General features: G+C 65.5%; 24 protein-coding genes and 2 tRNA genes. 16 read left to right on the top strand and 10 right to left on the bottom strand.

Going from position 1 to position 26417, the window contains the following annotated elements:
* Window positions 1-16: 16 nt before the first annotated feature.
* From purH to dusB, 3 genes are all read right to left on the bottom strand, one after another.
* Window positions 17-1615 (bottom strand): bifunctional phosphoribosylaminoimidazolecarboxamide formyltransferase/IMP cyclohydrolase, encoded by a 1599-nt coding sequence (gene purH, locus N4T19_RS20925; RefSeq protein WP_260718927.1) that lies wholly within the window; start codon window positions 1613-1615, stop codon window positions 17-19.
* Between the two features lie 78 nt (window positions 1616-1693).
* Complete coding sequence (locus tag N4T19_RS20920) at window positions 1694-1927, bottom strand: Fis family transcriptional regulator (protein WP_021027292.1); 234 nt, start codon at window positions 1925-1927, stop codon at window positions 1694-1696.
* The gene (dusB, locus tag N4T19_RS20915; protein ID WP_260718926.1) at window positions 1924-2997 is read right to left on the bottom strand and encodes a tRNA dihydrouridine synthase DusB; all 1074 of its coding nucleotides are present in this window, start codon (window positions 2995-2997) and stop codon (window positions 1924-1926) included. Before dusB ends, N4T19_RS20920 begins: the two co-directional genes overlap by 4 nt.
* Window positions 2998-3304: 307 nt before the next feature.
* On the opposite strand from dusB, the gene N4T19_RS20910 reads away from it, so the two are divergent.
* Window positions 3305-3838 (top strand): YqaA family protein, encoded by a 534-nt coding sequence (locus N4T19_RS20910; RefSeq protein WP_182345060.1) that lies wholly within the window; start codon window positions 3305-3307, stop codon window positions 3836-3838.
* A gap of 34 nt (window positions 3839-3872) precedes the next feature.
* On the opposite strand, the gene N4T19_RS20905 is transcribed toward N4T19_RS20910, so the two are convergent.
* The 5 genes from N4T19_RS20905 to N4T19_RS20885 form a co-directional block, all read right to left on the bottom strand.
* Window positions 3873-4865, bottom strand: a complete 993-nt coding sequence (locus N4T19_RS20905; RefSeq protein WP_409935132.1) for a tripartite tricarboxylate transporter substrate binding protein — start codon at window positions 4863-4865, stop codon at window positions 3873-3875.
* A 51-nt stretch (window positions 4866-4916) separates the two neighbouring features.
* A complete protein-coding gene (gene nadC, locus N4T19_RS20900) occupies window positions 4917-5786 on the bottom strand; it encodes a carboxylating nicotinate-nucleotide diphosphorylase (RefSeq protein WP_116924631.1) in 870 nt (289 codons plus the stop codon).
* Window positions 5787-5936: 150 nt separating this feature from the next.
* Window positions 5937-6848: an NUDIX hydrolase gene (locus N4T19_RS20895; RefSeq protein ID WP_232539653.1), complete on the bottom strand. Its 912-nt coding sequence runs from the start codon at window positions 6846-6848 to the stop codon at window positions 5937-5939.
* A 322-nt stretch (window positions 6849-7170) separates the two neighbouring features.
* Window positions 7171-8265, bottom strand: a complete 1095-nt coding sequence (gene ychF / locus N4T19_RS20890) for a redox-regulated ATPase YchF (protein WP_116924619.1) — start codon at window positions 8263-8265, stop codon at window positions 7171-7173.
* A gap of 91 nt (window positions 8266-8356) precedes the next feature.
* A complete protein-coding gene (locus N4T19_RS20885; RefSeq protein ID WP_260718925.1) occupies window positions 8357-9238 on the bottom strand; it encodes an MOSC domain-containing protein in 882 nt (293 codons plus the stop codon).
* A 165-nt stretch (window positions 9239-9403) separates the two neighbouring features.
* Here N4T19_RS20885 and N4T19_RS20880 point away from each other — a divergent pair, with 165 nt between their 5' ends.
* The 7 genes from N4T19_RS20880 (at window position 9404) to alkB (ending at window position 15521) form a co-directional block, all read left to right on the top strand.
* Entirely contained in the window at window positions 9404-10561 is a 1158-nt protein-coding gene (locus N4T19_RS20880; RefSeq protein ID WP_260718924.1) for an FAD-dependent monooxygenase, read from the top strand.
* 216 nt (window positions 10562-10777) lie between these two features.
* Window positions 10778-11491, top strand: coding sequence for a DsbC family protein (locus tag N4T19_RS20875; protein WP_021027301.1), 714 nt, complete (start codon window positions 10778-10780; stop codon window positions 11489-11491).
* A gap of 110 nt (window positions 11492-11601) precedes the next feature.
* Window positions 11602-13437: a M61 family metallopeptidase gene (locus N4T19_RS20870; RefSeq protein WP_116924616.1), complete on the top strand. Its 1836-nt coding sequence runs from the start codon at window positions 11602-11604 to the stop codon at window positions 13435-13437.
* Between the two features lie 147 nt (window positions 13438-13584).
* Window positions 13585-14364, top strand: coding sequence for an enoyl-CoA hydratase (locus tag N4T19_RS20865; RefSeq protein WP_021025456.1), 780 nt, complete (start codon window positions 13585-13587; stop codon window positions 14362-14364).
* A gap of 133 nt (window positions 14365-14497) precedes the next feature.
* A tRNA-Met gene (locus N4T19_RS20860) sits at window positions 14498-14574 on the top strand.
* Window positions 14575-14712: 138 nt separating this feature from the next.
* Window positions 14713-14789, top strand: a tRNA-Met gene (locus tag N4T19_RS20855).
* Between the two features lie 66 nt (window positions 14790-14855).
* Window positions 14856-15521, top strand: coding sequence for a DNA oxidative demethylase AlkB (gene alkB, locus N4T19_RS20850; RefSeq protein ID WP_116924615.1), 666 nt, complete (start codon window positions 14856-14858; stop codon window positions 15519-15521).
* Here the strand turns inward: alkB and N4T19_RS20845 are convergent.
* Window positions 15518-16423: a LysR family transcriptional regulator gene (locus tag N4T19_RS20845; RefSeq protein WP_116924614.1), complete on the bottom strand. Its 906-nt coding sequence runs from the start codon at window positions 16421-16423 to the stop codon at window positions 15518-15520. The two genes, alkB and N4T19_RS20845, sit on opposite strands and share 4 nt — an antisense overlap.
* Window positions 16424-16511: 88 nt before the next feature.
* Here N4T19_RS20845 and N4T19_RS20840 point away from each other — a divergent pair, with 88 nt between their 5' ends.
* The 8 genes from N4T19_RS20840 to N4T19_RS20805 all read left to right on the top strand — a co-directional run bounded on the left by N4T19_RS20840 (window position 16512) and on the right by N4T19_RS20805 (window position 25673).
* Window positions 16512-17354: a DODA-type extradiol aromatic ring-opening family dioxygenase gene (locus N4T19_RS20840; RefSeq protein ID WP_260718923.1), complete on the top strand. Its 843-nt coding sequence runs from the start codon at window positions 16512-16514 to the stop codon at window positions 17352-17354.
* Between the two features lie 94 nt (window positions 17355-17448).
* Window positions 17449-18432, top strand: a complete 984-nt coding sequence (locus N4T19_RS20835) for a bifunctional helix-turn-helix transcriptional regulator/GNAT family N-acetyltransferase (protein WP_260718922.1) — start codon at window positions 17449-17451, stop codon at window positions 18430-18432.
* A 7-nt stretch (window positions 18433-18439) separates the two neighbouring features.
* A complete protein-coding gene (locus tag N4T19_RS20830; RefSeq protein WP_260718921.1) occupies window positions 18440-19339 on the top strand; it encodes a DMT family transporter in 900 nt (299 codons plus the stop codon).
* Between the two features lie 100 nt (window positions 19340-19439).
* Window positions 19440-19880, top strand: a complete 441-nt coding sequence (locus tag N4T19_RS20825) for a hypothetical protein (RefSeq protein WP_260718920.1) — start codon at window positions 19440-19442, stop codon at window positions 19878-19880.
* Between the two features lie 171 nt (window positions 19881-20051).
* The gene (gene miaB, locus N4T19_RS20820) at window positions 20052-21380 is read left to right on the top strand and encodes a tRNA (N6-isopentenyl adenosine(37)-C2)-methylthiotransferase MiaB (protein ID WP_260718919.1); all 1329 of its coding nucleotides are present in this window, start codon (window positions 20052-20054) and stop codon (window positions 21378-21380) included.
* Window positions 21381-21547: 167 nt separating this feature from the next.
* Window positions 21548-23845 carry a hypothetical protein gene (locus N4T19_RS20815; protein WP_260718918.1) on the top strand — a complete coding sequence of 766 codons (2298 nt, stop codon included), beginning with the start codon at window positions 21548-21550 and terminating at the stop codon, window positions 23843-23845.
* Window positions 23846-23853: 8 nt separating this feature from the next.
* Window positions 23854-25011 carry a hypothetical protein gene (locus tag N4T19_RS20810; protein ID WP_260718917.1) on the top strand — a complete coding sequence of 386 codons (1158 nt, stop codon included), beginning with the start codon at window positions 23854-23856 and terminating at the stop codon, window positions 25009-25011.
* Window positions 25008-25673 carry a DUF1266 domain-containing protein gene (locus tag N4T19_RS20805; protein WP_260718916.1) on the top strand — a complete coding sequence of 222 codons (666 nt, stop codon included), beginning with the start codon at window positions 25008-25010 and terminating at the stop codon, window positions 25671-25673. The genes N4T19_RS20810 and N4T19_RS20805 overlap by 4 nt, the downstream gene beginning before the upstream one ends.
* 61 nt (window positions 25674-25734) lie before the next feature.
* Here N4T19_RS20805 and N4T19_RS20800 read toward each other — a convergent pair whose 3' ends face one another.
* On the bottom strand, window positions 25735-26316 hold the full coding sequence (locus tag N4T19_RS20800) for a C40 family peptidase (protein WP_116924896.1): 582 nt from the start codon (window positions 26314-26316) through the stop codon (window positions 25735-25737).
* Between the last annotated feature and the right edge of the window lie 101 nt (window positions 26317-26417).

Here is a 26417-nt window from a genome sequence, read left to right as displayed (position 1 = left end):
GGCGCCGCCCGTGCCATCAATGGCGGAAGTGGCGCACGCCGGTGAACACCATGGCCACGCCGCGCTCGTTGGCGGCGTCGATCACTTCCTGGTCGCGCATTGAGCCACCAGGCTGGGCCACGCAGCTGGCGCCGGCATCGACCACCACATCCAGGCCATCACGGAAGGGGAAGAAGGCATCTGACGCCACAACGGTGTTCTGCAGCGACAACTTGGCCGCTTCCGCCTTGATCGACGCGATACGGGCCGAATCCAGGCGCGACATCTGGCCCGCGCCCACGCCCATGGTCATGCCGTTCTTGCAGAACACGATGGCATTGGACTTGACGAACTTGGCCACCTTCCAGGCAAACAGCAGGTCCTGCAGTTCTTGCGGGGTTGGCTGCTTGACGGTCACGACCTTCAGATCCGCCAGTTGCAGCTCGTGGTTGTCGGCCGATTGCAGCAGGATGCCCGAGCCCACGCGCTTGGATTCAATGGCGTTGCGGCCCTGCTCCCAGTCGGTGTTGCCGCCAGCGGGCAGTGCGATCTTCATCAGGCGCACATTGACCTTGGACTTGAAGATCTCCAGCGCCTCGGCGCTGAAGTCCGGGGCCATCAGCACTTCGACGAACTGCTTGGACACGGCTTCGGCTGCAGCCTTGTCGACGGCGCGGTTGAAGGCGATGATGCCGCCAAAAGCGCTGGTCGGGTCGGTCTGGAAGGCCTTGGAGTACGCTTCGAACGCATCGGCACCCACGGCCACGCCGCAGGGGTTGGCGTGCTTGACGATCACACAAGCGGGCACTTCGAAGCTCTTGACACATTCCCAGGCGGCATCGGCATCGGCGATGTTGTTGTAGCTCAGCTCCTTGCCTTGCAGTTGCACGCCCGTGGCCAGCGAGCCGGGTGCGGGGTACAGATCGCGGTACCAGGCCGCTTGCTGGTGGCTGTTTTCGCCATAGCGCAGGTCCTGGATCTTGATGAACTGGCTGTTGCTCTGGCCGGGGAAGGCGGAGCGCTCGGGCACGTATTCTTCCGACAGCTTTTCGTCTTCGAAGGTAACCGACGACAGGTAGTTGCTGATCGCGCCATCGTACTGGCTGATGCGGTTGAAAGCGGCAACCGACAGTGCAAAGCGAAGTTGGTTGCTCAGCTTGCCGCCGGCCTTCAGCTCGGCGAGCACCGCGTCGTACTGGTCGGCGGCGGTGATCACGCCCACATCCTTCCAGTTCTTGGCAGCGGAGCGCACCATCGCCGGGCCACCAATGTCGATGTTCTCGATGGCATCGGCCAAGGTGCAGCCGGCCTTGGCAACGGTCGCTTCAAAGGGGTAGAGGTTCACCACCAGCAGGTCGATGGTCTCGATGCCGTGTTCCTTGAGCGCAGCCATGTGCTCGGGCAGGTCGCGGCGGGCCAGCAGGCCGCCGTGCACCATGGGGTGCAGGGTCTTGACGCGGCCGTCGAGCATTTCGGGGAAGCGGGTGACCTCGGCCACTTCGGTCACGGGCAGGCCCTTGTCGGCCAGCAGCTTGGCGGTGCCGCCGGTGGACAGCAGTTGCACACCCAGCGCATGCAGGGCCTGGGCAAACTCGACAATACCGGTTTTGTCGGAAACGGAAATCAGGGCTTTCATGTCAATCACTTCAAAGATAGAAACAGGCTTGTGCCGCATGCGCAGCGGGCGCAAGCAGCACTGAAATCAGGGCGCGAGTCAGAGCATCTTGTGCTCGACCAGCTTCTTGCGCAGCGTGTTGCGGTTCAGGCCCAGCCATTCGGCGGCCCGCGACTGGTTGTTGTCGGCGTGGTTCATCACCACCTCCAGCATCGGGCGCTCCACCATGCGCACCACCATCTCGTACACGCGGTCCGGCACCTCGCCTTCCAGATCCTGAAAATAGGTCTGCAGGCTGTCCCGCACGGACTGCTCAATCGTCGTCTTACTCATACAAAGTCATCACTCATTGTTGTTGCTTGGGCCATCGCACTCCCGCTGGCCTCTGGTGCTGGTGCCATGCCAGGCAGCCGGTCCATCTGTTGCCCCAGGGCTAACAGGTAATCGGCTACGGCCTGCCATTGCGCCGCACTGTTGTCAATCACATTCATCTCGCGCCGAAACGCATCGCCCCCCGGCAGATCGCGCACATACCAGGCGATGTGCTTGCGCGCCGAGCGCACGCCCGTGCTCTCGCCGTACAGCGCATAGTGGTCCTGCAGGTGCTCGAGCAGATGGCGGCGCAGCTCGGCCACCAAGGGGGGCGCGAGCAGCTCGCCGGTCTGCAGAAAATGCACGATCTCGCGAAAAATCCAGGGGCGGCCCTGGGCCGCCCGTCCCACCATCACCGCGTCCGCACCAGTGAAGGCCAGCACATCACGTGCCTTGGCCGGGCTGGTGATATCGCCATTGGCAACCACCGGCACCGACACCGCATGCTTGACGGCACGGATCGTGTCGTACTCGGCCAGGCCCCGGTAGCCCTGCTCGCGCGTGCGGCCATGCACGGTAAGCATTTGGATGCCCGCCTGCTCGAACTGGCGCGCCAGCTGCACGGCATTCTTGTGGTCATCGCTCCAGCCGGTGCGCATCTTCAAGGTCACCGGCACGCCATGGGGGGCGGCAGCCGCCACCACGGCTGCAGCAATCTCGACGGCCAGCGGCTCGTTTTGCATCAGCGCCGAGCCGGCCCATTTGTTGCAGACCTTCTTGGCCGGGCAACCCATGTTGATGTCGATGATCTGCGCGCCGCGCTCAATGTTGTAGACCGCCGCCTCCGCCATCATCGGCGCGTCGGTTCCTGCGATCTGCACGGAGATCGGGCCGGGCTCGCCGGCATGGTTGGCGCGGCGGCTGGTCTTGAGGCTGTCCCACAAGTCCTTGCGGCTGGTCACCATCTCGCTGACCGCATACCCCGCCCCCAGCGCCTTGCACAGCTGGCGAAAAGGCCGGTCCGTCACGCCCGCCATGGGCGCCACAAACACGTTGTTGGCCAGAGTATAGGGACCGATGCGAACGGACATGGAATGCAAAAAGCGAGCACTTCGCCACCGAAGTGCTGGTTGTTGTGGTGAGGGGAAGGGGCAGATTGTACTGCTTAAAAAAGTAGCAAACATCCAATCTACCCGCTTGACATTTGGGAATGCCCAAAAAATGGGCGACGGGACGCCCGCTGGCCAGGTCCCAACAACGCACTTGGCGGCCGCAGTGGGCGCTCCAGCGCCGCTGCCGCAAGCGCTTGTCCAGATGGGATTTTTCGGCCTCTTGGCTGACACGGCAGCGGCCCGCAGCGCCGCTGACGGGCGCCCCCCAGCCGCTACACTGGCAGCCATGGAAGCTTGGATTCAACAGTTGCTGACATGGCTGGCCCTGCCGCAGTTCGGGCTCAGCACGGTCTTTATCGTGGCCCTGATCTCGGCCACCTTGCTGCCGCTGGGCTCCGAGCCCGCTGTGGCCGGCCTGCTACACCTGAACCCCGATCTGTTCTGGCAGGCCATCTTGGTGGCTACCGCCGGCAATACCCTGGGCGGCGCCATCAGCTGGTGGACCGGCGCGCTGGCCCGCACCGCCTGGTACAAGGCCCGCAGCCTGCGTAAGGTTGGGCTTGACCTCGCCGACCCCAGCCAGCCCCCTGCGCCACCCAACAAGCAAAGCCGCCACCAGCGCATGGCCCGCATCTGGCTGCGCAAGTTTGGCGCCAAGGCCTGCCTGCTCAGCTGGCTGCCCATCGTCGGTGATCCGCTCTGCGCTGTGGCCGGCTGGCTGCGCCTGCCGTTCTGGCCCTGCGTGTTCTATATGGCGGTGGGCAAGTTTTTGCGCTATCTGGTGATGACGGCCACCATTTTGCATTTCTGGCCCTCGTGAAGTCGCGCTGAGGCTGGTGCCCACCTCTGCCGCACTAATCCACCCGCAGGCCCAGCTGCTGCGCCACGGCCGCATAGCGGTCGATGTCGCTGGCGATCACCCGCCCAAACTCGGCCGCACTTTGTTGCATCGGCGTGTAGCCTTGCTCGCGCAGCCACTGCTGCATCGCAGGCTCGGCCAGAATCTGCGCCAGCTCCGCATGCATGTGCTGCACGACGGCATCACTGGTGGCGGCAGGCGCCAACAGACCATGCCACTGCTCCACGCTGAAGCCGGCACTGCCCTGCTCGGCCACAGTGGCAACCTGGGGCCACTGCGCCAGGCGCTGGGGCGCGGTGATGGCAATGGCGCGCACGCGGCCCGCCTCGATCAGTGGCGCAGCGCTGCTGGCGGTGACCATGCCCATGGCGACCTGGCCGGCGGCCACGGCGGTGATGGCCGGCCCGCAGCCCTTGTAGGGCACATGCTGCAAATGCAGCTGCGCGGCCTGGGCCAGCATTTCGCCGGCCAGGTGCTGTGGCGTGCCATTGCCGCAAGAGGCAAACGGCAGTTGCAGCTGCTGCGCCGAAGCGCGTACATCGGTCAGGTTGTGCAGCTCACTGGCCTGCGGCACCACCAGCACCGACGCGATCGTGCCCACATTGAACACGGCCTTGAAATCCTGGCGCGGGTCAAAATCGAGCTGGCGGTAGACGGCGGGGTTGATCGCGAACGAGCTGTTCACCATCAGCCAGCTGCTGCCATCGCCCGGGGCCTGTGCCACATGGCGCGCGCCAATATTGCCGCTGGCCCCGGGGCGGTTTTCCACCACCACGGTCTGGCCGATACGCTGCTGCAAGGCGGCGCCCAGTTTGCGCGCGAGCAGGTCGGTGCCGCCGCCGGGCGGAAAGGTCACGACGATGGTGATGAGCTTGTCAAAGCGGGCCGCCGCCATGCTGCTGCCGCCCAGCCACAGGCCAGCTGCAATGCAGGCCACAGTGGCGCTTGCGACCCACCACCAGGAAAAGCGTTGGAAAACTCGGGGCATCACAGGCCTCCTTCCAGGTTATGCCAGGTGTTCGGGTAATAGAGGGCCAGCTCAGGCATCCAGGCCAATATCGAGCACCTTGGCGCTGTGCGTGAGCCATCCCACTGCGATCTGGTCCACCCCGGTGGCGGCCACCTGGGGCGCCGTCTCGGGCGTGATGCGGCCCGAGGCCTCGGTCACCGCCTTGCCCCGGCACATGGCCACCGCCGTGCGCAGGGTCTCCAGGTCCATGTTGTCCAGCAGCACCACGTCCACCCCGAGCTGCAATGCGGCATCGAGCTGCGCGAGCGTGTCCACCTCGAGCTCGATCTTGACCATATGGCCGACGCCCGCCCGGGCGCGGCCCACGGCGGTGGCCACATCGCCAGCCAGCGCAATGTGGTTGTCCTTGATCAGCACGGCGTCATCCAGGCCAAAGCGGTGGTTGCTGCCGCCACCCACGCGCACGGCATACTTTTGCAGCGCGCGCAGGCCCGGCATGGTCTTGCGCGTGCAGGTCACCCGCGTGCCATAGGGCTGGATGGCCTGGGCAATCGCATAGGTGGCGCTGGCCACGCCGCTCAGGTGGCAGAGGTAGTTCAGCGCCGTGCGCTCGGCCGTCAGGATCGCCCGGCTCTTGCCATGGATGCGGGCGATCTCCATGCCCGGCGCCAGCACCGTGCCGTCGCCGCACAGCGGCTCAAACACGACGCCGCTGTCGAGCAGATGGAACGCCAGCCGCGCCAGATCCAGCCCCGCCAGCACCCCCGCTTGCCGCGCCACCAGGCGCAGGCTGTCCCTGGCGTCAGCTGGCACTATCGTGTCAGTCGTCAGGTCACCGGCGCGGCCCAGGTCTTCGAGCAGCGCCATGCGCACCAGCGGCTCCAGCATCACATCGGGCAGAGGAGGAACGGGCAGCGCAGCCGTTTGATTAATGCTCATTTTGAGTATTTATGGAGTAAAAAAAGGGGCGCACCAGCCTTGTACCAGTCGCACGGGTATTTATGCTAAACCTGAGCATAAATACTGTCAAGCGCTGAAGCCCTGGGACCTGTCACCTGCGCTCAGGCCTTCAAAAAGGGGTTGGGGTACTCAGCCGCGTGCCAGCGGCAGCTTGTTGCCTGCCACTGCCCGCTCCACCAGCACATTGCGGCGGAAGCGAAACAGCTTGGCGGGGCGGCCTGCGCCCTGGCTGCTGATCTCGCCGGTGTCTTCGACCAGTGCCTGCTGCTCGATCAGGCGGCGAAAATTCTGCTTGTGCAGGCTGCGCCCGGCCAGCGCTTCCACCGCCTGCTGCAGCTGCAGCAGCGAGAAACTGTCGGCCATCAGCTCGAACACCACCGGGCGGTACTTGATCTTGGCCCGCAGCCGCGCCATGCCAGTAGCCAGAATGCGGCGGTGGTCATTGCGCATCGCCGTGCCCAGCAAAGTCTGGCCTTGGGGGGCCGCCATGCCATCGCGCCAGGCCTCAGCCACGAGGCCCGCTTCAAACAGCAGCTCGTAGCGCTGCAGCACCAGCTCTTCGTTCCAATCGCTGCCTTCGAGGCCAAAGCTCACACAGGCCCGCTCCCAGCGCGCGCTGGCTGCCGCCTTGTCCGCCGCCTGCTCACTCCAAGCCTGCAAGGCAGGCGCAATGCGCTGGCCCAGCATCGCCGGCGCGCCGCTGCGCCAGTCCTCCCAAGGGAAATAGCGGTACCAGTCCTGCCAGCCCCGCTGGGCCTGGCCGGCATCGTCCAACTCGCGCGTCAATGCTAGGTAGCTGATGGAGATCGCCCGCATGCCCAGCTCCTGCGAGCGGTCGCGGTCGGCAAAGGTGTAGAGCTGCTCTACAAAGCCCAGCGGGTGGTGGGTCTGCGTCTCCACCCAGGCGCGCAGGCTGGCCTGCAGCGAGCGGTGGTTGGCGGTAAAAGGCCCGGCCGGCAGCGTCTCGCCCGCTTGCGTGGTCAATATGCGCGGCTGCCCGCCCGTCACCGCCACCAGCACCGCCACCAGATCGGCCTGCACCGAATGCTGCTCGCGCTCGGCGGCGTTTTGCGCAAGGGGCGCATCCGCAGCAGTGGTTTTTGTGATCGCGGCAGGTGGGGTCACCGAAGGGGGGCTTTCAAGAATCGATGGACGGGGCGGCGCTTGCAGTGACCGCCAACATGGCGCTACGTCGCAAGCAGCGGCTATCTTATAACGGCTTGCAGCGTTGCTCTGCCATCGCGCTGCCCCATGCGCATGAGCGCAGTGCAGCACGAAAAAGCCCGCTGACCTGCAGCGGGCTTGGGGGTTCTGACGGCCAGCACGCAGCGAATGCCTGCGGGCAGTGTTGTTGCCGAAACGGTCAGACGTTGAAGAGGAAGTTCAGCACATCGCCATCCTTGACGATGTATTCCTTGCCTTCGGCGCGCATCTTGCCCGCTTCCTTGGCGCCTTGCTCACCCTTGTACTGGATGTAGTCATCAAAGGCGATGGTCTGGGCACGGATAAAGCCGCGCTCGAAGTCGCCGTGGATGACGCCAGCGGCCTGGGGTGCGGTGGCGCCCACGGGCACCGTCCAGGCGCGCACTTCCTTCACACCGGCGGTGAAGTAGGTTTGCAGACCCAGCAGCGAGAAGCCGGCGCGGATCAGGCGGTTGAGGCCAGGCTCTTCCAGGCCCATTTCCTGCAGGAACATGTCGCGGTCTTCGTCGCCCATCTCGGACATTTCTGCCTCGATCTTGGCGCAGATGGCGACCACGGGCGCGCCTTGCGCTTGGGCATAGGCCTTGAGGCTGTCGAGCAGCGGGTTGTTCTCGAAGCCGTCTTCGCTGACGTTGCCGACAAACATCGCGGGCTTGGCGGTGATCAGGCAGAACTGCTTGAGCAGCGGCGCGTCTTCCTTGGACACGGGCACGATGCGGGCGGGCTTGCCCTCGTCGAGCACGGCCTGGATGGGGGTCAGCAGCGAGACCAGCTTGGCCGCTTCCTTGTCGTTGCCCGACTTGGCCGCCTTGCTGTAGCGGTTCAGCGCTTTTTCGACGGTGGCCAGGTCGGCCAGGCACAGCTCGGTCTGGATGACTTCGATATCGGCAATCGGGTCGACCTTGTTGGCCACGTGGATCACGTTCGGGTCTTCGAAGCAGCGCACGACGTTGACGATGGCGTCGGTCTCGCGGATGTGGGCCAGGAACTGGTTGCCCAGGCCTTCGCCCTTGGAGGCGCCTGCCACCAGGCCGGCGATGTCGACAAACTCCACGATGGCCGGAACAACGCGCTCGGGCTCGACGATCTTGGACAGCTGGTCCAGGCGCGGATCGGGCACTTCCACCACGCCGGTATTGGGTTCGATCGTGCAGAAAGGATAGTTTTCGGCGGCAATCCCTGCCTTGGTCAACGCATTAAAAAGGGTGGACTTGCCAACATTGGGCAAACCGACGATGCCGCATTTGAGGCTCATGGCAGTGCTTTCTCTATTCTTTCGGACAAACCCGGCATTTTAAGCCGACTGCATGGCAATCGCGAATCCAGGCGTATTTCAACGGAAAGCCTCAATCAAACTGTAAGGCACCGCCGACCGCATCACCCACCCGCAATATCCCGCCCGTGCCTGCCGGCACATAGGCATTCATACCAAAGGTGACGGCGCCGTCCAGGCGCTCATCGTGGCGGTAGGTCTGCAAGGTGTCGGTCACGCTGGTGCCGCTCGCAGCGGTGGCCGGGTCGATATCGGGGATCGGGCAGCGTGCGCAGGGCTTGACCAGCGGCAGATCGGCCCATTGCTGGCTGCCCGGGCCGCCCTGCTGCACCGACAGGCTCTCGATGCGGTCTTCGTCATGCGACTGAAAGCCTTCGACAATGATATTGGCGCGAAAGCGCTCAGCCACCACCGGCGCGTCGCCCGCCTGGCGCAGGCGCTCATTGAGCTCATTGACGGAGGCCTGGCTGACCACCAGCACCGGAAAGCCATCGGCAAACTGCGTGGGCGCATCGGCCCCGCCTGTCCACTTCTTGCTCGCCAGCCGCAGCGCCTGCGGCGCCATGCGCACCAAAGTGCATTCGGTCTGCAGGAACGCGCTGAACCAGGCATTGACCGCATCGGGCGCCTGCAGGCCCGTCACCTGGTCGTCCCAGACGCGCACCGCCCGCTCGGGGCCGCTAAAGGCCATGTCCACCTGGAGCGGGTCCATGCCCGGCGCGGTGACCGTCATCACGCCATCGGCAATGGCCGGCTGCACCAGCACCATGCGGGCGATTTCGCGCTGCGAGATGAATTCGCCCCGACCATCGACGAGCATGAAGGCCCGGTCATGCTCCAGGCCTGTGGCCAACAGGCGTGCGCTTTGCACGGCGATACCGGCACAGGATTTGATGGGAAAAACCCACAATTGGCCAATATGGCCGGTGACATCAAAAAAATCGCTATTTGCCATGCTGCTCTGCGCCTGGGTTGATACGGGGCAAAGCACACTGTAACTATAAAAAGGCCGCCCTGCATCCAGGGACCGCCTGCTGAGCGCCAAACGGCGACCAGACCCCTGCGCCAAGTCGTACAGGCGCGCTGCACTGCCACGGTGCCCCACTACAATAGATCGCTTATGGCTTCAGAATTCGACGTTTGTATCCGTGGCGCGGGCATTGTGGGCCGCAGCTTGGCATTGTTGCTGGCGCGCGAGCGCATGCGCGTGGCGCTGGTGGACACGGCGCCTGCACCCAGCAACAGCGGCCACGGCGATGTGCGCGCCTATGCGCTCAACCAGCTCTCGCGCGAGGTGCTGCAGTCGGTGCGCAGCTGGCCCGAGGCCCAGCACGCCACGCCGGTAACCCGCATGGATGTCTATGGCGACCAGGGCGGCGAGGTGCATTTTGATGCGGCTCAGCAGCATACCCAGGCGCTGAACTGGATCGTCGATGTGCCGGCGCTGGAAGCGCAACTGGCCGCTGCCGTGCGCTACCAGCCGATGGTCGAGACGGTAGGCAGCCCGGTCGATGCCGCCCTGACAGTGGTCTGCGAGGGCAAGCACAGCCGCACCCGCGAAGAATTTGGCGTGGAGTTTGCCACGATCCCCTACCACCAGACAGCCGTCGCCACCCGCCTGCGCTGCGAGCGCCCGCATGGCCAGGCCGCGCGCCAGTGGTTTTCTGCAGCCGGCGACATTCTGGCCTTTTTGCCGCTGGGCGGCCCGGACGGCCATGAGGTGGCCGTCGTCTGGTCGCTGCCGGTCAGCCAGGTCGAAGGCGTCAAGGCGCTCGACGATGCCGGCCTGGCGATGGCGTTGGAATCGGCCAGCCAGGGCATGCTGGGCCAGCTCACTGTTTGCGCCGAGCGCGCCGCCTGGCCGCTGCAGCAGTCGGTGGCGCGCCAGTGGTGCGGCGCCATGCCGGGTAGCGCCCTGCAAGACAGCGCCCGCGCCCAAAGCTGGGTGCTGGCCGGCGACAGTGCCCATGCCGTGCACCCCCTGGCCGGCCAGGGCCTGAACCTGGGCATGGCCGACATCGCCGCGCTGGCCCGCCTGCTGACCAGCGAAGATGCGCGCTGGCGCCGCCTGTCGGACCTGCGCCTGCTGCGCCGCTATGAGCGCGAGCGCAAGGCACGCCTGGCCCCCATCGGCTTGGCGATGGACAGCATTCAACAATTGTTTACCAGGCCCGAGACGCCTTTGCAAAGCCTGAGAAACTGGGGCATGCGCGGCTTTGAGAGCAGCGGCCCGCTGAAATCCTGGGTCACCCGCCAGGCCATGGGAGTGAACTTTTAGCGCCCATCTGGTACAAAGCTGTGCTCGGCCTGAAGCCGCTTGCAGGTAGCAAAATGTTAATAGTTGCGAGGGCTTAGCGCTGGCCCGGGCCTGAGGGGTCCCGGGGCACATGCTTGCTTCGAAGACAGACGTCGGAGTGCGGTCAAGCGGCTTGTAGGCACTGGTATCTGCCAGTGCCTGGGCTTTTCACCATCAAGATTCAAAAAAAGGTTTCTCATGCGAATTCTCTCTACCGTATTGGCCAGTGCTGCCATCGCGGCCAGTTTCTCCGCCAGTGCACAAGAAGACGCGATCCGCAAGGCGCTGGCAGAGCGTATCCCCCAGCTGCAAAAGATTGACGAAGTCAGCGCCACGCCGATGCAGGGCCTCTATGAAGTGCGCGTGGGCACCGACCTGTTCTACAGCGATGCCAAGGGCAACTACCTGATCCAGGGCGAGCTGATCGACACCCAGGCACACCGCAACCTGACCGAAGACCGCATGAACAAGCTGACGGCAGTGGACTTCAACAGCCTGAACCTGAAGGACGCGATCAAGACCGTCAAGGGCAATGGCTCGCGCAAGATTGCCGTCTTTGAAGACCCCAACTGCGGCTACTGCAAGCGCTTCGAGAAGGACCTGCAAAACGTCAAGGACGTGACGGTCTACACCTTCCTCTACCCGATCCTGAGCCCCGACTCGGTCGAGAAGTCGCGCAACATCTGGTGCGCCAAGGACCCGGCCAAGGAATGGGCCAGCCACATGCTCAAGGGCACCGATGCCCCCGCCGCCGCATCGAGCTGCGACGTGACGGCGCTGCAGCGCAATATGGAATTTGGCCGCAAGTACAAGATCACCGGCACGCCGACGATCTTCTTTGCCGATGGCTCGCGCGTTCCCGGCGCAATCGGCTCGGACGACCTGGAAAAGCGCCTCAAGGCCGTCAAGTAAGCCAGGCAGCTTGCTGCCCGCATTCCATCAGGCCCTTCGGGGCCTTTTTTGTGCCCGCTGAATTCCTGGGTCGGCACGCGCCCATGCAATTGGGGCTACGCTTGCGGGCTATGACCCAAAGCGCAGCCGCCACGGCACCCCATGCCATCCAGTACACCATCACGCCCATCGATCTGCACGCCCACCTCTACCAGGTCGTGCTCAATATCCCCCGGCCCAAGGCGATGCAGACCGTGTCGCTGCCGGTCTGGATCCCGGGCAGCTACCTGGTGCGTGAGTTCTCCAAATCGCTGCAGGGCCTGAGCGCCAGCCAAAGCGCGCAGCTGGTCGATATCCAGCAGCAGAACAAGAACACCTGGGTGGTGGACTGCAGCGCAGCGGAACCGCTGACCCTGAGCTACCAGATCTGCGCCTATGACAGCTCGGTGCGCACTGCCTGGCTCGACAGCCAGCGCGGCTTTTTCAACGGCACCAGTGTATTTTTGCGTGTGCATGGCAGCGAGGCCCTGCTGCAGGTGCTGCACATCGAGCCGCCGGCCCAGCAGCCCCATTGGCAGGTGGCCACCGGCCTCCTGGCCGCGCAGACCAACCCCCAAGGCTTTGGCCGCTACCATGCCAGCAGCTATGACGAGCTGGTGGACTGCCCGGTGGAGATGGGGCCATTCTGGAGCGCCGAGTTCAGCGCGCACGGCGTGGCGCACCGCTTTGTGGTGGCCGGCGCACCGCCCAGTTTTGATGGCGCACGCCTCATTGCCGATACGCAAAAGATCTGCGAGACCGAAATCCGCCTCTGGCACCCCCGGGGCAGGCCGCCTTTCGAGCGCTATGTGTTCATGCTCAACGCCATGGACGACAACTACGGCGGCCTCGAGCACAAGAACTCCACCGCCCTGATCTGCAGCCGGCGCGACCTCCCCCGCAAGGGCGAGGCCCAGGCCAGCAGCGGTTACATCACCTTGCTGGGTCTCATCAGCCACGAGTATTTCCACACCTGGAACGTCAAGCGCCTGCGCCCGATGGAGCTGGCCAGCTACGACTACGAACGCGAGAACTACACCGAGCTGCTGTGGTTCTTCGAGGGCTTTACCAGCTACTACGACGACCTGGTCCTGCGCCGCGCCGGCCTGCTGGACAACAGCCAGTACCTCAAGCTGCTCAACAAGACCTTGAACCAGGTGCTGCAGACGCCGGGCCGCCATCTGCAAAGCGTGGCCGAGGCGAGCTATGACGCCTGGGTCAAGTACTACCGCCAGGACGAGAACACGCCCAACGCCACCGTCAGCTACTACACCAAGGGCTCGCTGGTGGCCCTGTGCCTGGACCTGAGCCTGCGCCGCGCAGGCCACAGCGGGCTTGATGGGGTGATGCGGGCACTGTACCGGCGCTGCAAGGCCGGCCCGATGCGCGAGCAGGACCTGCTCGATGTGCTGCACGAGCTGACGGACCGCAGCTGGGCCGCCGACATCAGCGCCTGGGTGCATGGCAAGCTCGATCTGCCCGTGGCCGCCCTGCTCCAGGCCCATGGCGTCGATTGCCAGCCCGACAAGCCCCAGATCGCCCAGCAGCTGGGCCTGCGCGTGGCCGAGGGCGCTGCGGGCATCAGCATCAAGGTGGTGCTGCGCGGCGGCGCGGCCGAGGCCGCCGGCATGATGGCGGGCGACGAATGGATCGGCATCGAGCCGCTGCAGGCCAGTGCCCAGAGCGGCGGTTGGCGCCTGCACAAGCTCGACGACCTGCTGCTCTACGCCGGGGATGCCCAGCAGGTGCTGGCCCTGGTAGCCCGGGACAAGCGCCTGCTGCGCCTGCCGCTGGCCTTGCCAGCCCGCGCAGACGCCGCCCCTGCAAAAGGCCGCAAGAAAGCCCCAAAAACTGCCAGCCAGAGCGACACCGTCACCTTGGCTGTCACCGATGCGAATCTGGTCAATCTCTGGCTGGACGGGCGTTGATCGCGGGCAGTGACCCGCCCACCTGCACCCAAAAAGCGCCATCTTGCGCAGCTCGCTACGCCGCAACAGCCCGCTTGGTGTAGGATGCCTGTCGACCATGCGGGCGCCAGCAGGCCGCTGCTGCCCCACAACCCAAGGAGATAGACCGTGGCCTATGAAATGATCGAAGTGCGCGTCGAAGCCGAGAAAGTGGGCATCATCACGCTCAACCGCCCCAAGGCGCTGAACGCGCTCAACGACCAGCTGATGAACGAGCTGGGTGAGGCGCTCAAGGCCTTTGACGCCGACAAGAACATTGGCTGCATGATCATCACCGGCAGCGAAAAGGCCTTTGCCGCGGGCGCCGACATTGGCGCCATGGCCAAGTACAGCTTTGCCGATGCCTATGGCGGCGACTACATCACCCGCAACTGGGAAGCGATCCGCAGCATCCGCAAGCCCGTCATTGCCGCCGTCAGCGGCTACGCACTGGGTGGCGGCTGCGAGCTGGCCATGATGTGCGACTTCATCATCGCCGCCGACAACGCCCGCTTTGGCCAGCCCGAGATCAAGCTGGGCGTCATCCCCGGCGCCGGCGGCACGCAGCGCCTGCCCCGCGCCGTGGGCAAGGCCAAGGCCATGGACCTGGCCCTCACCGGCCGCATGATGAACGCCGACGAGGCCGAGCGTGCCAGCCTGGTCAGCCGCGTGGTGCCCGTGGACAAGCTGATGGAAGAGGCGCTGGGCGCGGCCATCATCATCAGCGGCTTCTCGCAGCTGGCCGTGATGGCCGCCAAGGAATCGGTGAACCGCGCGTTCGAGGGCAGCCTCAACGACGGCGTGATGTTCGAGCGGCGCCTGTTCCACGCGCTGTTCGCGACCAATGACCAGAAAGAAGGCATGGACGCCTTCGTCAACAAGCGCCCGGCCCAGTTCAGCAACAGCTGATCAGGCGCTACGGTGCCATTGGTGCAGGGGCCATGGTCCTTGCCAGCACCCGCCACGCAAAATGACTGTTTTTGACAAAACCTGGCGACATTGATCGCCGAGCCAAATTTTCGGTATATAATTTCGTTCTGCCGGTCGTATAGCTCAGTTGGTTAGAGCGCAGCATTCATAATGCTGATGTCGTAGGTTCAAGTCCCACTACGACCACCAGGTTTCAAGCCGCAGTGATTGCATGATCACTGCGGCTTTTCTCTTTGGCGCATCCGTTTTGATGGCTGCAAGTCGCGCCGAAAAAGTCGCAGCCAGCAGCCGGTACGCCGCCCATCCGCCCCTACAATGGAGTCTGCCGGTCGTATAGCTCAGTTGGTTAGAGCGCAGCATTCATAATGCTGATGTCGTAGGTTCAAGTCCCACTACGACCACCACATCCCACCGCAGTGCCTGCCACAGGCCCTGCGGTTTTTTTATGCCCACAGGGGCACAATAGCCCCATGCAAGACCTGTTCAGCCCCGCCGCCAACGATGACCAGACGCACTGGGAGCGCATTGCCATTGGCCGCCAGGCCTGTGTGCTGCGCGGCTTTGCGCTGCGCTGGGAGGATGACTTGCTGCGCCAGGTGCAGGCCATCGTGCAGCAGGCGCCGTTTCGCCATTTGCGCACCCCCGGCGGGCGCCCTATGCAGGTGGCGATGAGCAACTGCGGCGCATTTGGCTGGTACAGCGACCAGCACGGCTACCGCTACAGCGCCACCGACCCCTTGAGCGGCCAGCCCTGGCCCGCCATGCCACCCGCCTTCGCAGCGCTGGCCGCCCAGGCGGCGCAGGCAGCCGAGCTGCCGCCTTTTGCCCCCAATGCCTGCCTGATCAACCGCTACAGCGTCGGCACCCGCCTGACCCTGCACCAGGACGAAGGTGATGCCCGCCACCCGATCGTGTCGGTATCGCTGGGCCTGCCCGCCATCTTTTTGTGGGGTGGTGATGCCCGCGCCGATGCCACGCAAAAGCTGCCGCTGCAGCATGGCGATGTGGTGGTCTGGGGTGGCGTGGACCGCATGCGCTACCACGGGGTGATGCCGGTCAAGGATGGGGTGAGCGCTGTGGCGCATCCGCTGCTCGATGGCCAAAGAATCAACCTGACCTTCCGCCGCGCAAGCTAGACCGCTGGCTCAGGGGCCGCGCCACCCAGCTCCTGCGACAGGCAATCGATAAAGCTGCGCACCTTGGGCGCCAGGTAGCGCCGGCTGGTGTAGATCGCATACAGGGTCACCGTCAGCGCCTCCCACTGGGGCAGCACCCGCTGCAGCTGGCCGCTGCGCAGGTCGTCCTCCACCAACCAGGATGGCAAAAAGCCCAGGCCCATGCCGGCGCGCACCGCATGCAGGCTGAGGTTGGAATCATCGGACAGCAGGGCCGGCTGCAGGTGCAGCGGCGCGCTGCGTGCGCCGGGCTGGCTCAGCTGCAAGGGGCTGAGCGATACATAGCTGGGCAACACGGCAGGGTGCTGGGCGAGGTCGGCAGGCTGCTGGGGCGGGCCAGCCTGCCCCAGGTAAGCGGGGCTGGCCACCAGGTAGAACGGCACCTGGCACAGCGGGCGGGCAATCAGATGCGGGGCGGGGTCGGACGAGGCGCGCATGGCCATGTCATAGCCGGCGGTGGCCAGGTCGATCTTGTGGTTGTCCAGGTGGATATCGACCAGCACCTGCGGATAACGGGCGCGGTAGCGCGCCAGGATGCGCGCCATCTGCGGGGTAGCGCACCAGACCGGCGCGCTGATCTTGAGCTGACCGCTGGGGGCCTGGTGGTGCTGGCCGATCTCCTGGGCGGCAGCGTCCAGCATCTCCAACGCCAGGCTGCTTTGCGCATACCAGCGCTGGCCCGCCTCGGTCAGGCTGACATGGCGGCTGCTGCGGTTGAGCAGGCGCGCACCCAGGCGCTGCTCGAGCTGGGCCACATGCTTGCTGACCATCGGGGCCGAGATGCCCAGGCGCTCGCCAGCCTGCGCAAAGCTGCCGTTATCCACCACCGCCTGGAATACCTGCATGCTGGTGAGCTGGTCCATAGTTTCTTAGTAGGAAATCAATTGCTGCATTTTAGCTACTTGGTTTCCTTTTAGGCAGCTACTACATTGGAGACAAGGAGTTTTCCATATGACCACGACGACGACCACCACCCCCGTCAGCACCAGCAGCAGCCGCCTGCCCGTCTATTTCATCTCGCACGGCGGCGGCCCCTGGCCATGGATGCCCGAGATGCACGACCACTATGCGCAGCTGGCCGCGTCGCTGGCCGATATGCCGCGCCAGATCGGCCGCACACCGCGCGCGATCCTGATGGTGTCGGCCCACTGGGAGGCCGATACGTTTACGGTGCAGTCCACGCCCCAGCCCGGCATAATTTATGACTACGGCGGTTTTCCGGCCCATACCTACCAGATCCACTACCGCTCGCCCGGATCGCCTGCGCTGGCCGAGCGGGTCGCTGGCCTGTTGGCCCAGGCCGGCATTGCGGTGCAGCAGGACGCCGAGCGCGGCTATGACCACGGCATGTTCTCACCGATGGCCGCGATCTACCCCGAGGCCCATGTGCCGGTGGTGCAGCTGTCGCTGCGCCGGGGCCTGGACCCGGCCGAGCACCTGGCGCTGGGCCGGGCGCTGGCCGCCTTGCGCGATGAGGACGTGCTGATCATCGGCAGCGGCTTGTCGTACCACAACCTGCGTGCCTTTGGGCCCCAGGCGCGCGTGCCCTCCAAAGCCTTTGACGACTGGCTGGCCGAGACCATGCTGCAGGCGGACAGCGCCCGCCGCAGCCAGCGCCTGCTGGACTGGGAAGACGCCCCCGCCGCACGCATTGCGCACCCGCGCGAAGAGCATCTGCTGCCGCTGATGGTGGCGGTCGGCGCCGCCGAGGCTGACCGCGCCGTGCGTGTGTACCATGAAGACAACTTCATGGGCGGGCTCGCCGTGTCGAGCTACCGGCTGGATGCCGCCTAAGCGCTGCTGAGGGCGGGATGCTGGCTCCCTGTCCAAAAAAGTTGCACCATACAACCAAAAAGTTGTATATTGCAACCAAATACTGGAGAGACGCATGGCAGCCGCTACCGACACCCCCTTGGTCAACGACATCCGCAGCGCTTCCCGCGCCATGGTGCGGGAGCTGGGCTTTATGGCGAGCACCTTGGCGGGTACGCCCTATTCGGCCTCAGCCGTCCATGCGCTGCTGGAAATCGATACGCATGGCCAGGTCACCGCCGCCCAGTTGGCAGAGTATCTGGGGCTGGACAAATCCAGCGTCAGCCGCATGCTCGCCAAGCTTATCGCCAACGGCGAGCTGCAAGAAGAGCCCTGCGCAGACGATGCCCGCGCCAAGCAGTTGCTGCTAACGGCCCAAGGCCAACGCACCGTCGCAGGCATCCACGCCTACGGCCAGACCCAGGTGCGCAGTGCGCTGGCGCAGCTCAACCCCTCGCTGCAGCAGTCCGTGGCGCAGGGCTTGATGGCCTATGCCCAGGCCTTGCAGGCGCACCGGCTGGGCAGCGCGGCGGGCCAGGACAGCGCTGCCACCTTGGCCACGAGCAGTATCCAGATCCACAGCGGCTACCGGCCCGGCGTCATCGGCCGCGTGACCGAGATGCATGCCGTGTTCTATGCCCGGCACTGGGGCTTTGGCGCCTTCTTTGAAAGCAAGGTGGCCTCGGGCCTTGCCGAATTCAGCGGCCGCCTGGGCGAGCCCTGCAACCAGATCTGGACGGCGGTGCACAACGAGCGCATCGTCGGCTCCGTCGCGATTGACGGTCAGGACCTGGGCAACAACCAGGCGCATCTGCGCTGGTTCATTCTGGATGATGGCTGCCGCGGTGGCGGCGTGGGCCGCCAGCTGCTGACGCAGGCCCTCGCCTTTTGCGACCAGCGCGGCTTTGCCAGCACCGAGCTCTGGACCTTCCAGGGGCTGGATGCGGCACGCAAGCTCTATGAATCGCTGGGCTTTGCCTTGGTGCATGAAGAGACCGGCCAGCAATGGGGCTCGGCCGTGGTCGAGCAGCAGTTCAGCCGCCGCCGGCACGGCGCCTAGGTGCGCGATGCAGGCGCACCAGCCAGCGCTGTGGGCGGCCGCTACCACCGGCATGCTGGTGGGCGCGGCCATGGTCTCCACCAGTGCGCTGTCATCGGCTGCCTCGCCAGCCAGCCTGGCGTTTTTGCGCTATGCCATCGGGCTGGCGATCCTCGCGGGCCCTGCGCTGCTTGCCACCTGGCCGCGCTACCGCGCCCGCGATGCGCTGGCCATTGCCTTGCTTGGCGTGGCGCAGTTTGCGCTGCTGATCCTGCTGCTCAACCATGCACTGGCGCGCCTGCCCGCCTCCACCTGCGCACTGGTGTTCGCCACCATGCCGCTCTTTACCTGGTGCCTGGCGGCGCTGTCGGGGCGCGAGCCTTTGGGCCGCCGCCGGCTGGCGGGCCTGGCACTGGCCGTCGGCGGCGTCGCCGTGCTGCTGCTCGGCAGTGCGCGCGCTGCCAGCGGCGGGGGTGGCGCAGGCAGCCTGGGCCTGCTGGGCGGCAGCGGCATGGCGGCCTTGCTCGCCGCAACGCTGGTGGGTGCGGCCACCAGCATTCTCTACGGTCCCTATATGCGGCGCTACCCGGCGCTGCCCACCTGCGGCCTGGCCATGGCGGCATCGGTGCTGTTTTTGGCGCTCTACTGCAGCTGGCAGGGTCAGCCGCTGTGGCCGGTGTTTTCTGCCACGCAGTGGGGCCATATGGTCTTTGTCGGGCTGTCGAGCGGCCTGGGCTACTTTTGCCTGCTGTGGGCGCTGGGCCGGCTGCAGGCATCGCTGGTGATTGCCTTCCAGGCGCTGGGCCCTGTCACTGCGGCCCTGCTGGAGCTGGCCTTGCACCAGCGCCTGCCATCGCCTGCGCTGCTGGCCGCCCTGGTCCTGGTGCTGGCGGGCCTGGTCGTGAGCACCCAGGCAGCCGCGCGCTAAGCCCGGCCTTGGCGCCCTCAAGCTGCAGCCTTGCCCCAGTGCTGGACTGTGGCACCGCCAGTGTTTGTAGAATGCGGCCTCCAGCCCCTGGATATACACCATGAACCGCTGCACCAAACCCCACACATCCCACCACCATCGCCTGCGACGCACGGCCCGCGCCAGCCTTGCGGCCCTTGCGCTGGCACTGGGCGGCATCAGTGCCCTGCCCAGCCTGGCCCAGACCGCCACCTTTGCCCCGTTCCAAGGCCCCGTCCGCGCCTTTCCTCCACAGGCCCTGCGTGGCAACCTGGTGGTCACCAGCACCAGCCAGGCCACGATCGATGGCCAGACCGTGGGCCTCGCTCCCGCCTTCAAGCTCTACAACCCGCGCAACACCACGATACGCCCCGGCACCGTGCTCAACGAGCGGCTGACGGTGAACTATGTGATCGAGAAAACCAGCGGGCGTGTGCATGCCGCCTGGATCTTGAACAGCGAAGAAGCCGCCCTCAAGCGCGACCGCGCCGACAACGGCTTTTGGAGCGGACTCTTTAAATAACGCGCCCCAGCGCCGCCGCATGGCCTGACCGCACCGGTCAAGCCCGGCTCGGCGCCCGCGCATCGACACCCATCAGCAGCAGTGCGCCCGCCGGGCGCCTGGCTTGTTGCCGTATTGCTGTATTCACCCAGGCCTGCGATGGCAGCCCCGGGCCCCCACGAGATTTGCACCATGTCCAAAAAAGTATTTATCAAAACCTTCGGCTGCCAGATGAACGAGTACGACTCGGACAAGATGGCCGATGTGCTGGGCGCCGCCCAGGGCTATGAACCCACGCAGGACATGGACGAGGCCGACCTGATCCTGTTCAATACCTGTTCGGTGCGCGAGAAGGCGCAAGAAAAAGTGTTCTCCGACCTGGGCCGCATCAAGCACCTGAAGGAAAAAGGCGTGCTGATCGGCGTGGGCGGTTGCGTGGCCAGCCAGGAAGGCGCCGAGATCATCAAGCGCGCGCCCTATGTGGATGTGGTGTTTGGCCCCCAGACTCTGCACCGCCTGCCCGAGCTGCTCAATGCCCGCGCGGCCAAGGCCAAACCGCAGGTCGATATCTCCTTCCCCGAGATCGAGAAGTTCGACCACCTGCCCCCTGCCCGCGTCGAAGGTGCATCGGCCTTTGTGTCGATCATGGAAGGCTGCTCCAAGTACTGCAGCTACTGCGTCGTGCCCTACACCCGGGGGGAAGAAGTGAGCCGCCCGTTTGAGGACGTGCTGGTCGAGGTCGCAGGCCTGGCCGCGCAAGGCGTGAAGGAAATCACCTTGCTGGGCCAGAACGTGAATGCCTACCTGGGCAAGATGGGCGCCACGGCCGAGATTGCCGACTTTGCGCTGCTGCTCGAATACGTGGCCGAGATCCCCGGCATCGAGCGCATCCGCTACACCACCAGCCACCCCAATGAGTTCACGCCGCGCCTGATCGAGGCCTATGCCAAGATCCCCAAGCTGGTCTCGCACCTGCACCTGCCGGTGCAGCACGGCAGCGACAAGATCCTGATGGCGATGAAGCGCGGCTACACCGCCATGGAGTACAAGAGCACGGTGCGCAAGCTGCGCGCCATTCGCCCCGATCTGGCGATGAGCAGCGACTTCATCGTCGGCTTCCCCGGTGAGACCGAAGAAGACTTCCAGAAGATGATGAAGCTCATCGATGACGTGCGCTTTGACAACTCGTTCAGCTTTATCTTCAGCCCGCGCCCCGGCACCCCCGCTGCCAACCTGCCCGATGACACGCCTTACGAGGTCAAGCTGCGCCGCCTGCAGGATCTGCAAGCTGTCATCAACCACAACATCAAGACCATCAGCGAAGAGCGCCTGGGCACCGTCCAGCGCCTGCTGGTGGAGGGCAAGTCCAAGCGCGACAACGGCGAGCTGATGGGCCGCACCGAGTGCAACCGCGTGGTCAACTTCCCCGGCCAGGAGCGGCTGATTGGCCAGATGGTCGATGTGCGCATTACCGAGACGATGACCTATACGCTGCGCGGCGAAGTGCTGATCACCCATTGAGGCATAGAGCCGGTCTGCTGATGCCGCGCTGGTCAGCCGCAGCAAACACGGTGAAAATAGCCCTCTGCCCTGCTTTTGTGGCCCGCAAAGGCCATATCTGCCTTGGGGCCCGTTAGCATGCAGGGGGCGCATGAGGGATGCGCCATCACCAGAAAGGCATCATCACCATGGCATCCGTGTCCGACCCGTCCACCGCACTGCGCAGCGAGGCGCTTGACGCCTTTCTGGACCATGTTGATGCCCTCTTCAACACCGAGGACGAGACGCAGGAGTGGCCTGACCGCCAGGCCGCTGCCGCCCAGCAGCTCGCATCGCGCGCGCTGGAGCCCGAAGACCTGGACCAGCTGCGCCGCCTCTACCGGCTGTGGAGCATGGCCGGCCAGCCCGCCCAGGCCCTGGCCGCCGTGCAGCAGCACCAGGCCCGCCTGCTGCAGGAGCTGACCGCCGACGCCCAGCGCGACGCCGCCGTCACGATGGCGATGCTGCAAGCCGATGCCGCCGAGGATGTGCCCGACCTCCCCCCCGAACAGTACCGCGCGGTAATCGCGCAGGCCATGGCTGCCGTGGACCAGGCCGGTGACCTGGGCGATCCGGACCGCGCCTGGCGCCATCTGGCCCACCATGCCCACCAGGCCCAGGCGCTGGACCTGCAAGAGCAGATCACCCGCAAGCAGCACCACTACAAAAGCCAGCAGGCCGACCGCGCCCATCTGCGCGCCTGGGACGATGCGATGCTGGCCACGCGCCTGGGCCGCATCGAAGCGGCCAGGGGCAACAGCGCTGCAGCCCGCGACCTGGGCCACTACGCACTGCAAAAACTCCAGCGCGCCGAAGCGGGCCAGGACATCGACACCGATGACTGGCTGCTGCTGGGCGAGGACATCATTGCGCTGGCCCCGGATGCGCTGGCCCAGCACAGCGAGCTGACGCTGGCGAGCCTGCCCAGCACCGCCTCGCCCGCCGCCTGGCGCGATACCCGCGCCCAGCTCGCGCGCCTGGCTGCTGGCAGCCTGCACCAGCAAGGCGCGCTCGATGCCGCGATCAGCAAAGGCCAGGAAGGCCGCTTTGCGCTGGTGCGCGACAGCGACGACCGCAGCAGTGCCTTGCTGATCGACTGGCTGGTGCAGGCAGCGCGCCTGCCCGAGGCGGCCCACATGTGCTTTGAGAGTACCCTGCACAGCCGCCCCGGATCGCGCGAAGCTGCCTGCCGCCAGGCATTGGCCCACCTGGGTGAGCCGGGCGGTGCGCCGTACTGGGCGCTGACCCTGATGGCCGCAGCCCAGGACGAGGACCTGGCCGAATTCCTGCCTGCCGACATGGACGCCGAGCAGGCCTTTGCCCACTACAGCGCGCTGGTGCAGCAGCAGTCGCTGAACCACCCGATGTGGCGACTGCTGCAGGGCAACCATCTGTTTGAACAGCAGGACTATGCGCAGGCCTTGCCGCTCTTGGAAACCCTGGCCGAGCGCCCCCAGTACGCCAATGGCGAACTCGCCTACCGCCTGTTTGTCTGCCGCGCCCGCGTGGCGGGCCTCGCCAGCGCGCTGCAGTCGCCCTATATCCGCTGCGACAGCGGCAGCTGGTGCTATGCGATGGGCGTGCAGCTGGATGACGACGAAGAGCTGATGAAGGCCATTGGCGGTGAAGGTGACGAGCTGCCCGCCGACTGGCCCTACGACGAGCTGCTGCGCTGGATCAAGCACTACTACGAGACTGGCCAGGCCCGCTTCGAGCACTGGTTTGCCACTGGCCAGGGCAGCTACAAGGATGGCAACCTGCACGACTACTCAATGCTGTGCAACAACCTGGCCATCAAGTACCGCTACAACGACGAGAACTACGACGGCGCGCTGGCCCTGCATGCCAAAGGCATTGCGACCAGCCCCTTTGCCGAGCACTACAACGGCATCGTCTCGACCCATATCGACAGCGACAACTACGCGCAGCTTATCGGCGCCGCCGAGCAGCTGTGGCACTACAGCCAGGACAATGGCTACAGCCGACACAGCCCCTGCGACTACTTCCCCAAGGTGGCCTACGCGCTCTACCAGCAAGACCGCAATGTGGAAAACAGCATCTGGCTGGAGCGCCTGGACGAGTGGTGGAGCCAGCTGGACGAAGACGAGCAGCGCAGCGAGCGCTATGACTACCTGCGCAGCCTGCTCAACCAGCTCGACTACTACTCGGCTACGCATGGCGCCGAGGTGCTGCCGCGCCTCCAAGCGCTGCTGCCCGAGCTGGAGCAGCGCCAGAACCCCTACCTGCTGCGCCGCGCGGGCGACGCGATGCAGACTTCGGGCACAGACCAGCAGGCCTTGCAGATCTACCAGCAGGCGCTGGCCTGCGCGCCTGCCGATGACGCGGCCGAGCGCGAGAAGCTGCAGACCACGATCGACAAGCTCCATGCCCAGCTGATCACCGCTGCGCCTGGCGCGGGCGACAGGCCCTGGTGGAAGTTCTGGTAAGCCCGTTCATGCGCTCAAGCACGGTGTACCTGGCGCGCAATGTGGTCAACGCGCCCGAGCTCAAGGCCCGCATCATCGCGCGCAGCCGCGAGCGCGGCGACACGCCCGAGATCGCCGCCTGGCTGCAGAACCATTTCTACCGCTACCTGGTGGGCAATCTTCAGTCGCCGCCCGAGGCCGTTCAGGCCATCCCCACGACCGAGGCACTGCAGCAGCGCTATGCCGCCGGTGCGCCGGCCTGGGCGCTCGCGTTGCTGGCGCGCAAACCCGGGCCTGAGGCTGCGCCGGCAGACACGGCGCTGTGGTGGATCAGCCCTGCCCATCAGAGTGTCCTGGCACTGGAGCGCCAGCTGCTGGAGTTCTTGCAGTCGCGCCAGGGCACCTCGCTGGAGGGCAAGCTCGCCCGCATCAACTGCCCGCAGGCGCTGGAGCGCTGGGCGCAGGAGCACCAGGCTTTCGAGGCCCAGCAACTGGCCGGTTGGCGCCAGCACCAGCCCCATGCGGTGCAGACGGTTTGGCAAGGTAGCCAGGGCGCATTTGTCGAGCTGCTGCCCGGCAGCGGCGTGCTGCGCGAAGAGATGGCCTACGAGAGCCAGATGATGCGCCACTGCCTGGGCCAGTTTGCCAACCGCCGCCAGCTCAGCGGCGGCTATGGCGAGCACTATGCCGAGGGTTGCGAGCAAGGCCGCATGCGCATCTTCAGCTACCGCACCGGCCAGGGCCAGCCGCGCATCACCATCAATGCCTGGCTGCAGCCCGATGGGCGCCTGCGCATCGACCAGATCAAGGGCAAGCAAAACCGCCCGCCGGTGGACCGCTACCGCGCTGACGTCATTGCCTTTTTGAACCAGCTGAACACCAGCGAGGACACGCCAGACGATGCACTGGGCATGCGCCTGCTGCGCACCACCGGTGCCCAGGCGGGCTGGCATGCGGTGGAGAGCTTGCTCAGCGAGGCCGAGCAGTTGCAGCTGTGGCAGCGCCAGCCCAGGCTGCTGGCCCATGTGCCCCAGACCTCACCACTGGTGCAATGGCTGGCAGCCGCGCACGACAGCAGCCTGCTGGCCGGCCAGCAGCTGCCCCCTGCGCTGGCCTACAGCCTGGCGCAAGCGGGCAGGGCGCCCGCCAACATGCCGCCGGGCATGCAGCCGGAGGCACAGCGATGATCCAGATCGTGGTGGCAGCGATCGGGCTGTGGCTGGTGTGGCAATGCGTGCAGGCCTTTCGCCGCCAATGGGGCAGCCAGGCGCCTGCGCCCTCGGGCCCCCTGGGGCACTACCGGCTCACGCCCGAGCAGAACTGGGCACTGGCGCTCGCCCACCCGATGGCCTTCCATGCCCTCAAGGATGGTTTTGCCGACAGCGCCATGCCCGCGCCCACCAGCAGCCTGGCGGCATCCTTGCGGCCCATGGCCTTGCATGCCTTTGGCCTGCGCACCGACCTGGACGATGCCAAGGTGCGCGAGCAGTTGCCCGAGCGCATGCGCACGCGCTGGTGGTGCCTGGATGTGGAGCGGCTGCAGGCGGGGGATGACGCCCGCGCCGCGATGGCCTTTGCCTGCGTCCGGACTGCCTTTTTTGTGCGTACCGCCGCCATGCTGGGCTGGCTCAGCGCCGAGCATCAGTGGCAGCTGCTGCAGCTCAATGCCGCGCGCGCCCGCGATTGCTTTGGCAGCTGGCAGGAGCTGGGCACCGCCTATGTCCAGGGCCGGGCGCAATGGGTAGCCAAGGGCCGCTCGGACGCGCTGGGCCGCAGCCTGGACCCGGAGGAGTTGCAGCAATGGCTGCAGGATGCCTCGCATCCCTGGAGTGCCTATGCCTGGCGCTGACCCCGCCTTTGCCGCCGTTTTGGGCGCGCTGCCTCTTGTTTTATTCAGCCGATGAATATTCTCATGCGTCAAAAATCGTGCGTGCCTCGGTGAAGCGGCGTGAGAAATAGGGATTGTCCAGGCTCACCGTCTTGACCACGCCGCCGCTCGACGGCGCATGGACAAACTGGTTGTTGCCGGCATAAATGCCCATGTGCGAGTAGCGCCCGCCCATGGTGTTGAAGAACACAAAATCGCCGCGCTGCAGGTCGCGCCGGTCGATCTCGGCGCTCACGCCCGCCCACTGCGCCGTGGTGCGGGGCAAGCGGCGCGTGGTGATGCCCTGGATCGCGTACTGGATCAGACCGCTGCAGTCAAAGCCGCCTTCGGGCGTATTGCCGCCATAGGTGTAGGGCGTGTTGACCACCAGCATGACCCGTGCATAGAGCGCCTCGCGCAGCTCGCCGCTCAAGCCCAGGTTGACGGGTACCACGCCGGTGTCCACCCGGGGCGAGGACCCCGCGCCACCTGCCGTGCGCTGGCCACTCTCTCGCCGGGCGCTGCGCGGCGGCGACGAGCCGCAGCCCGCCAGCAATGCCGATGCCGATGCCGACAGCGCCCAGAGCAAAAAGGGACGGCGCGCAGCCGCGTCTTCGTGGTCCATGGTCTCCCCCTTAGATTCAGGCCGCAAAAAATTCATAAAGCATATTATTCACAATTTCATGCAAGTTTGTGAAATGTATTGGTATTTCTCGCTGACAGATG

It is taken from the genome of Comamonas squillarum, assembly GCF_025309455.1.
Classification (GTDB): domain Bacteria; phylum Pseudomonadota; class Gammaproteobacteria; order Burkholderiales; family Burkholderiaceae_C; genus Comamonas; species Comamonas squillarum.
Note: the sequence above shows the minus strand (reverse complement) of the source record. Positions and strands in the feature narration are given on the sequence as shown.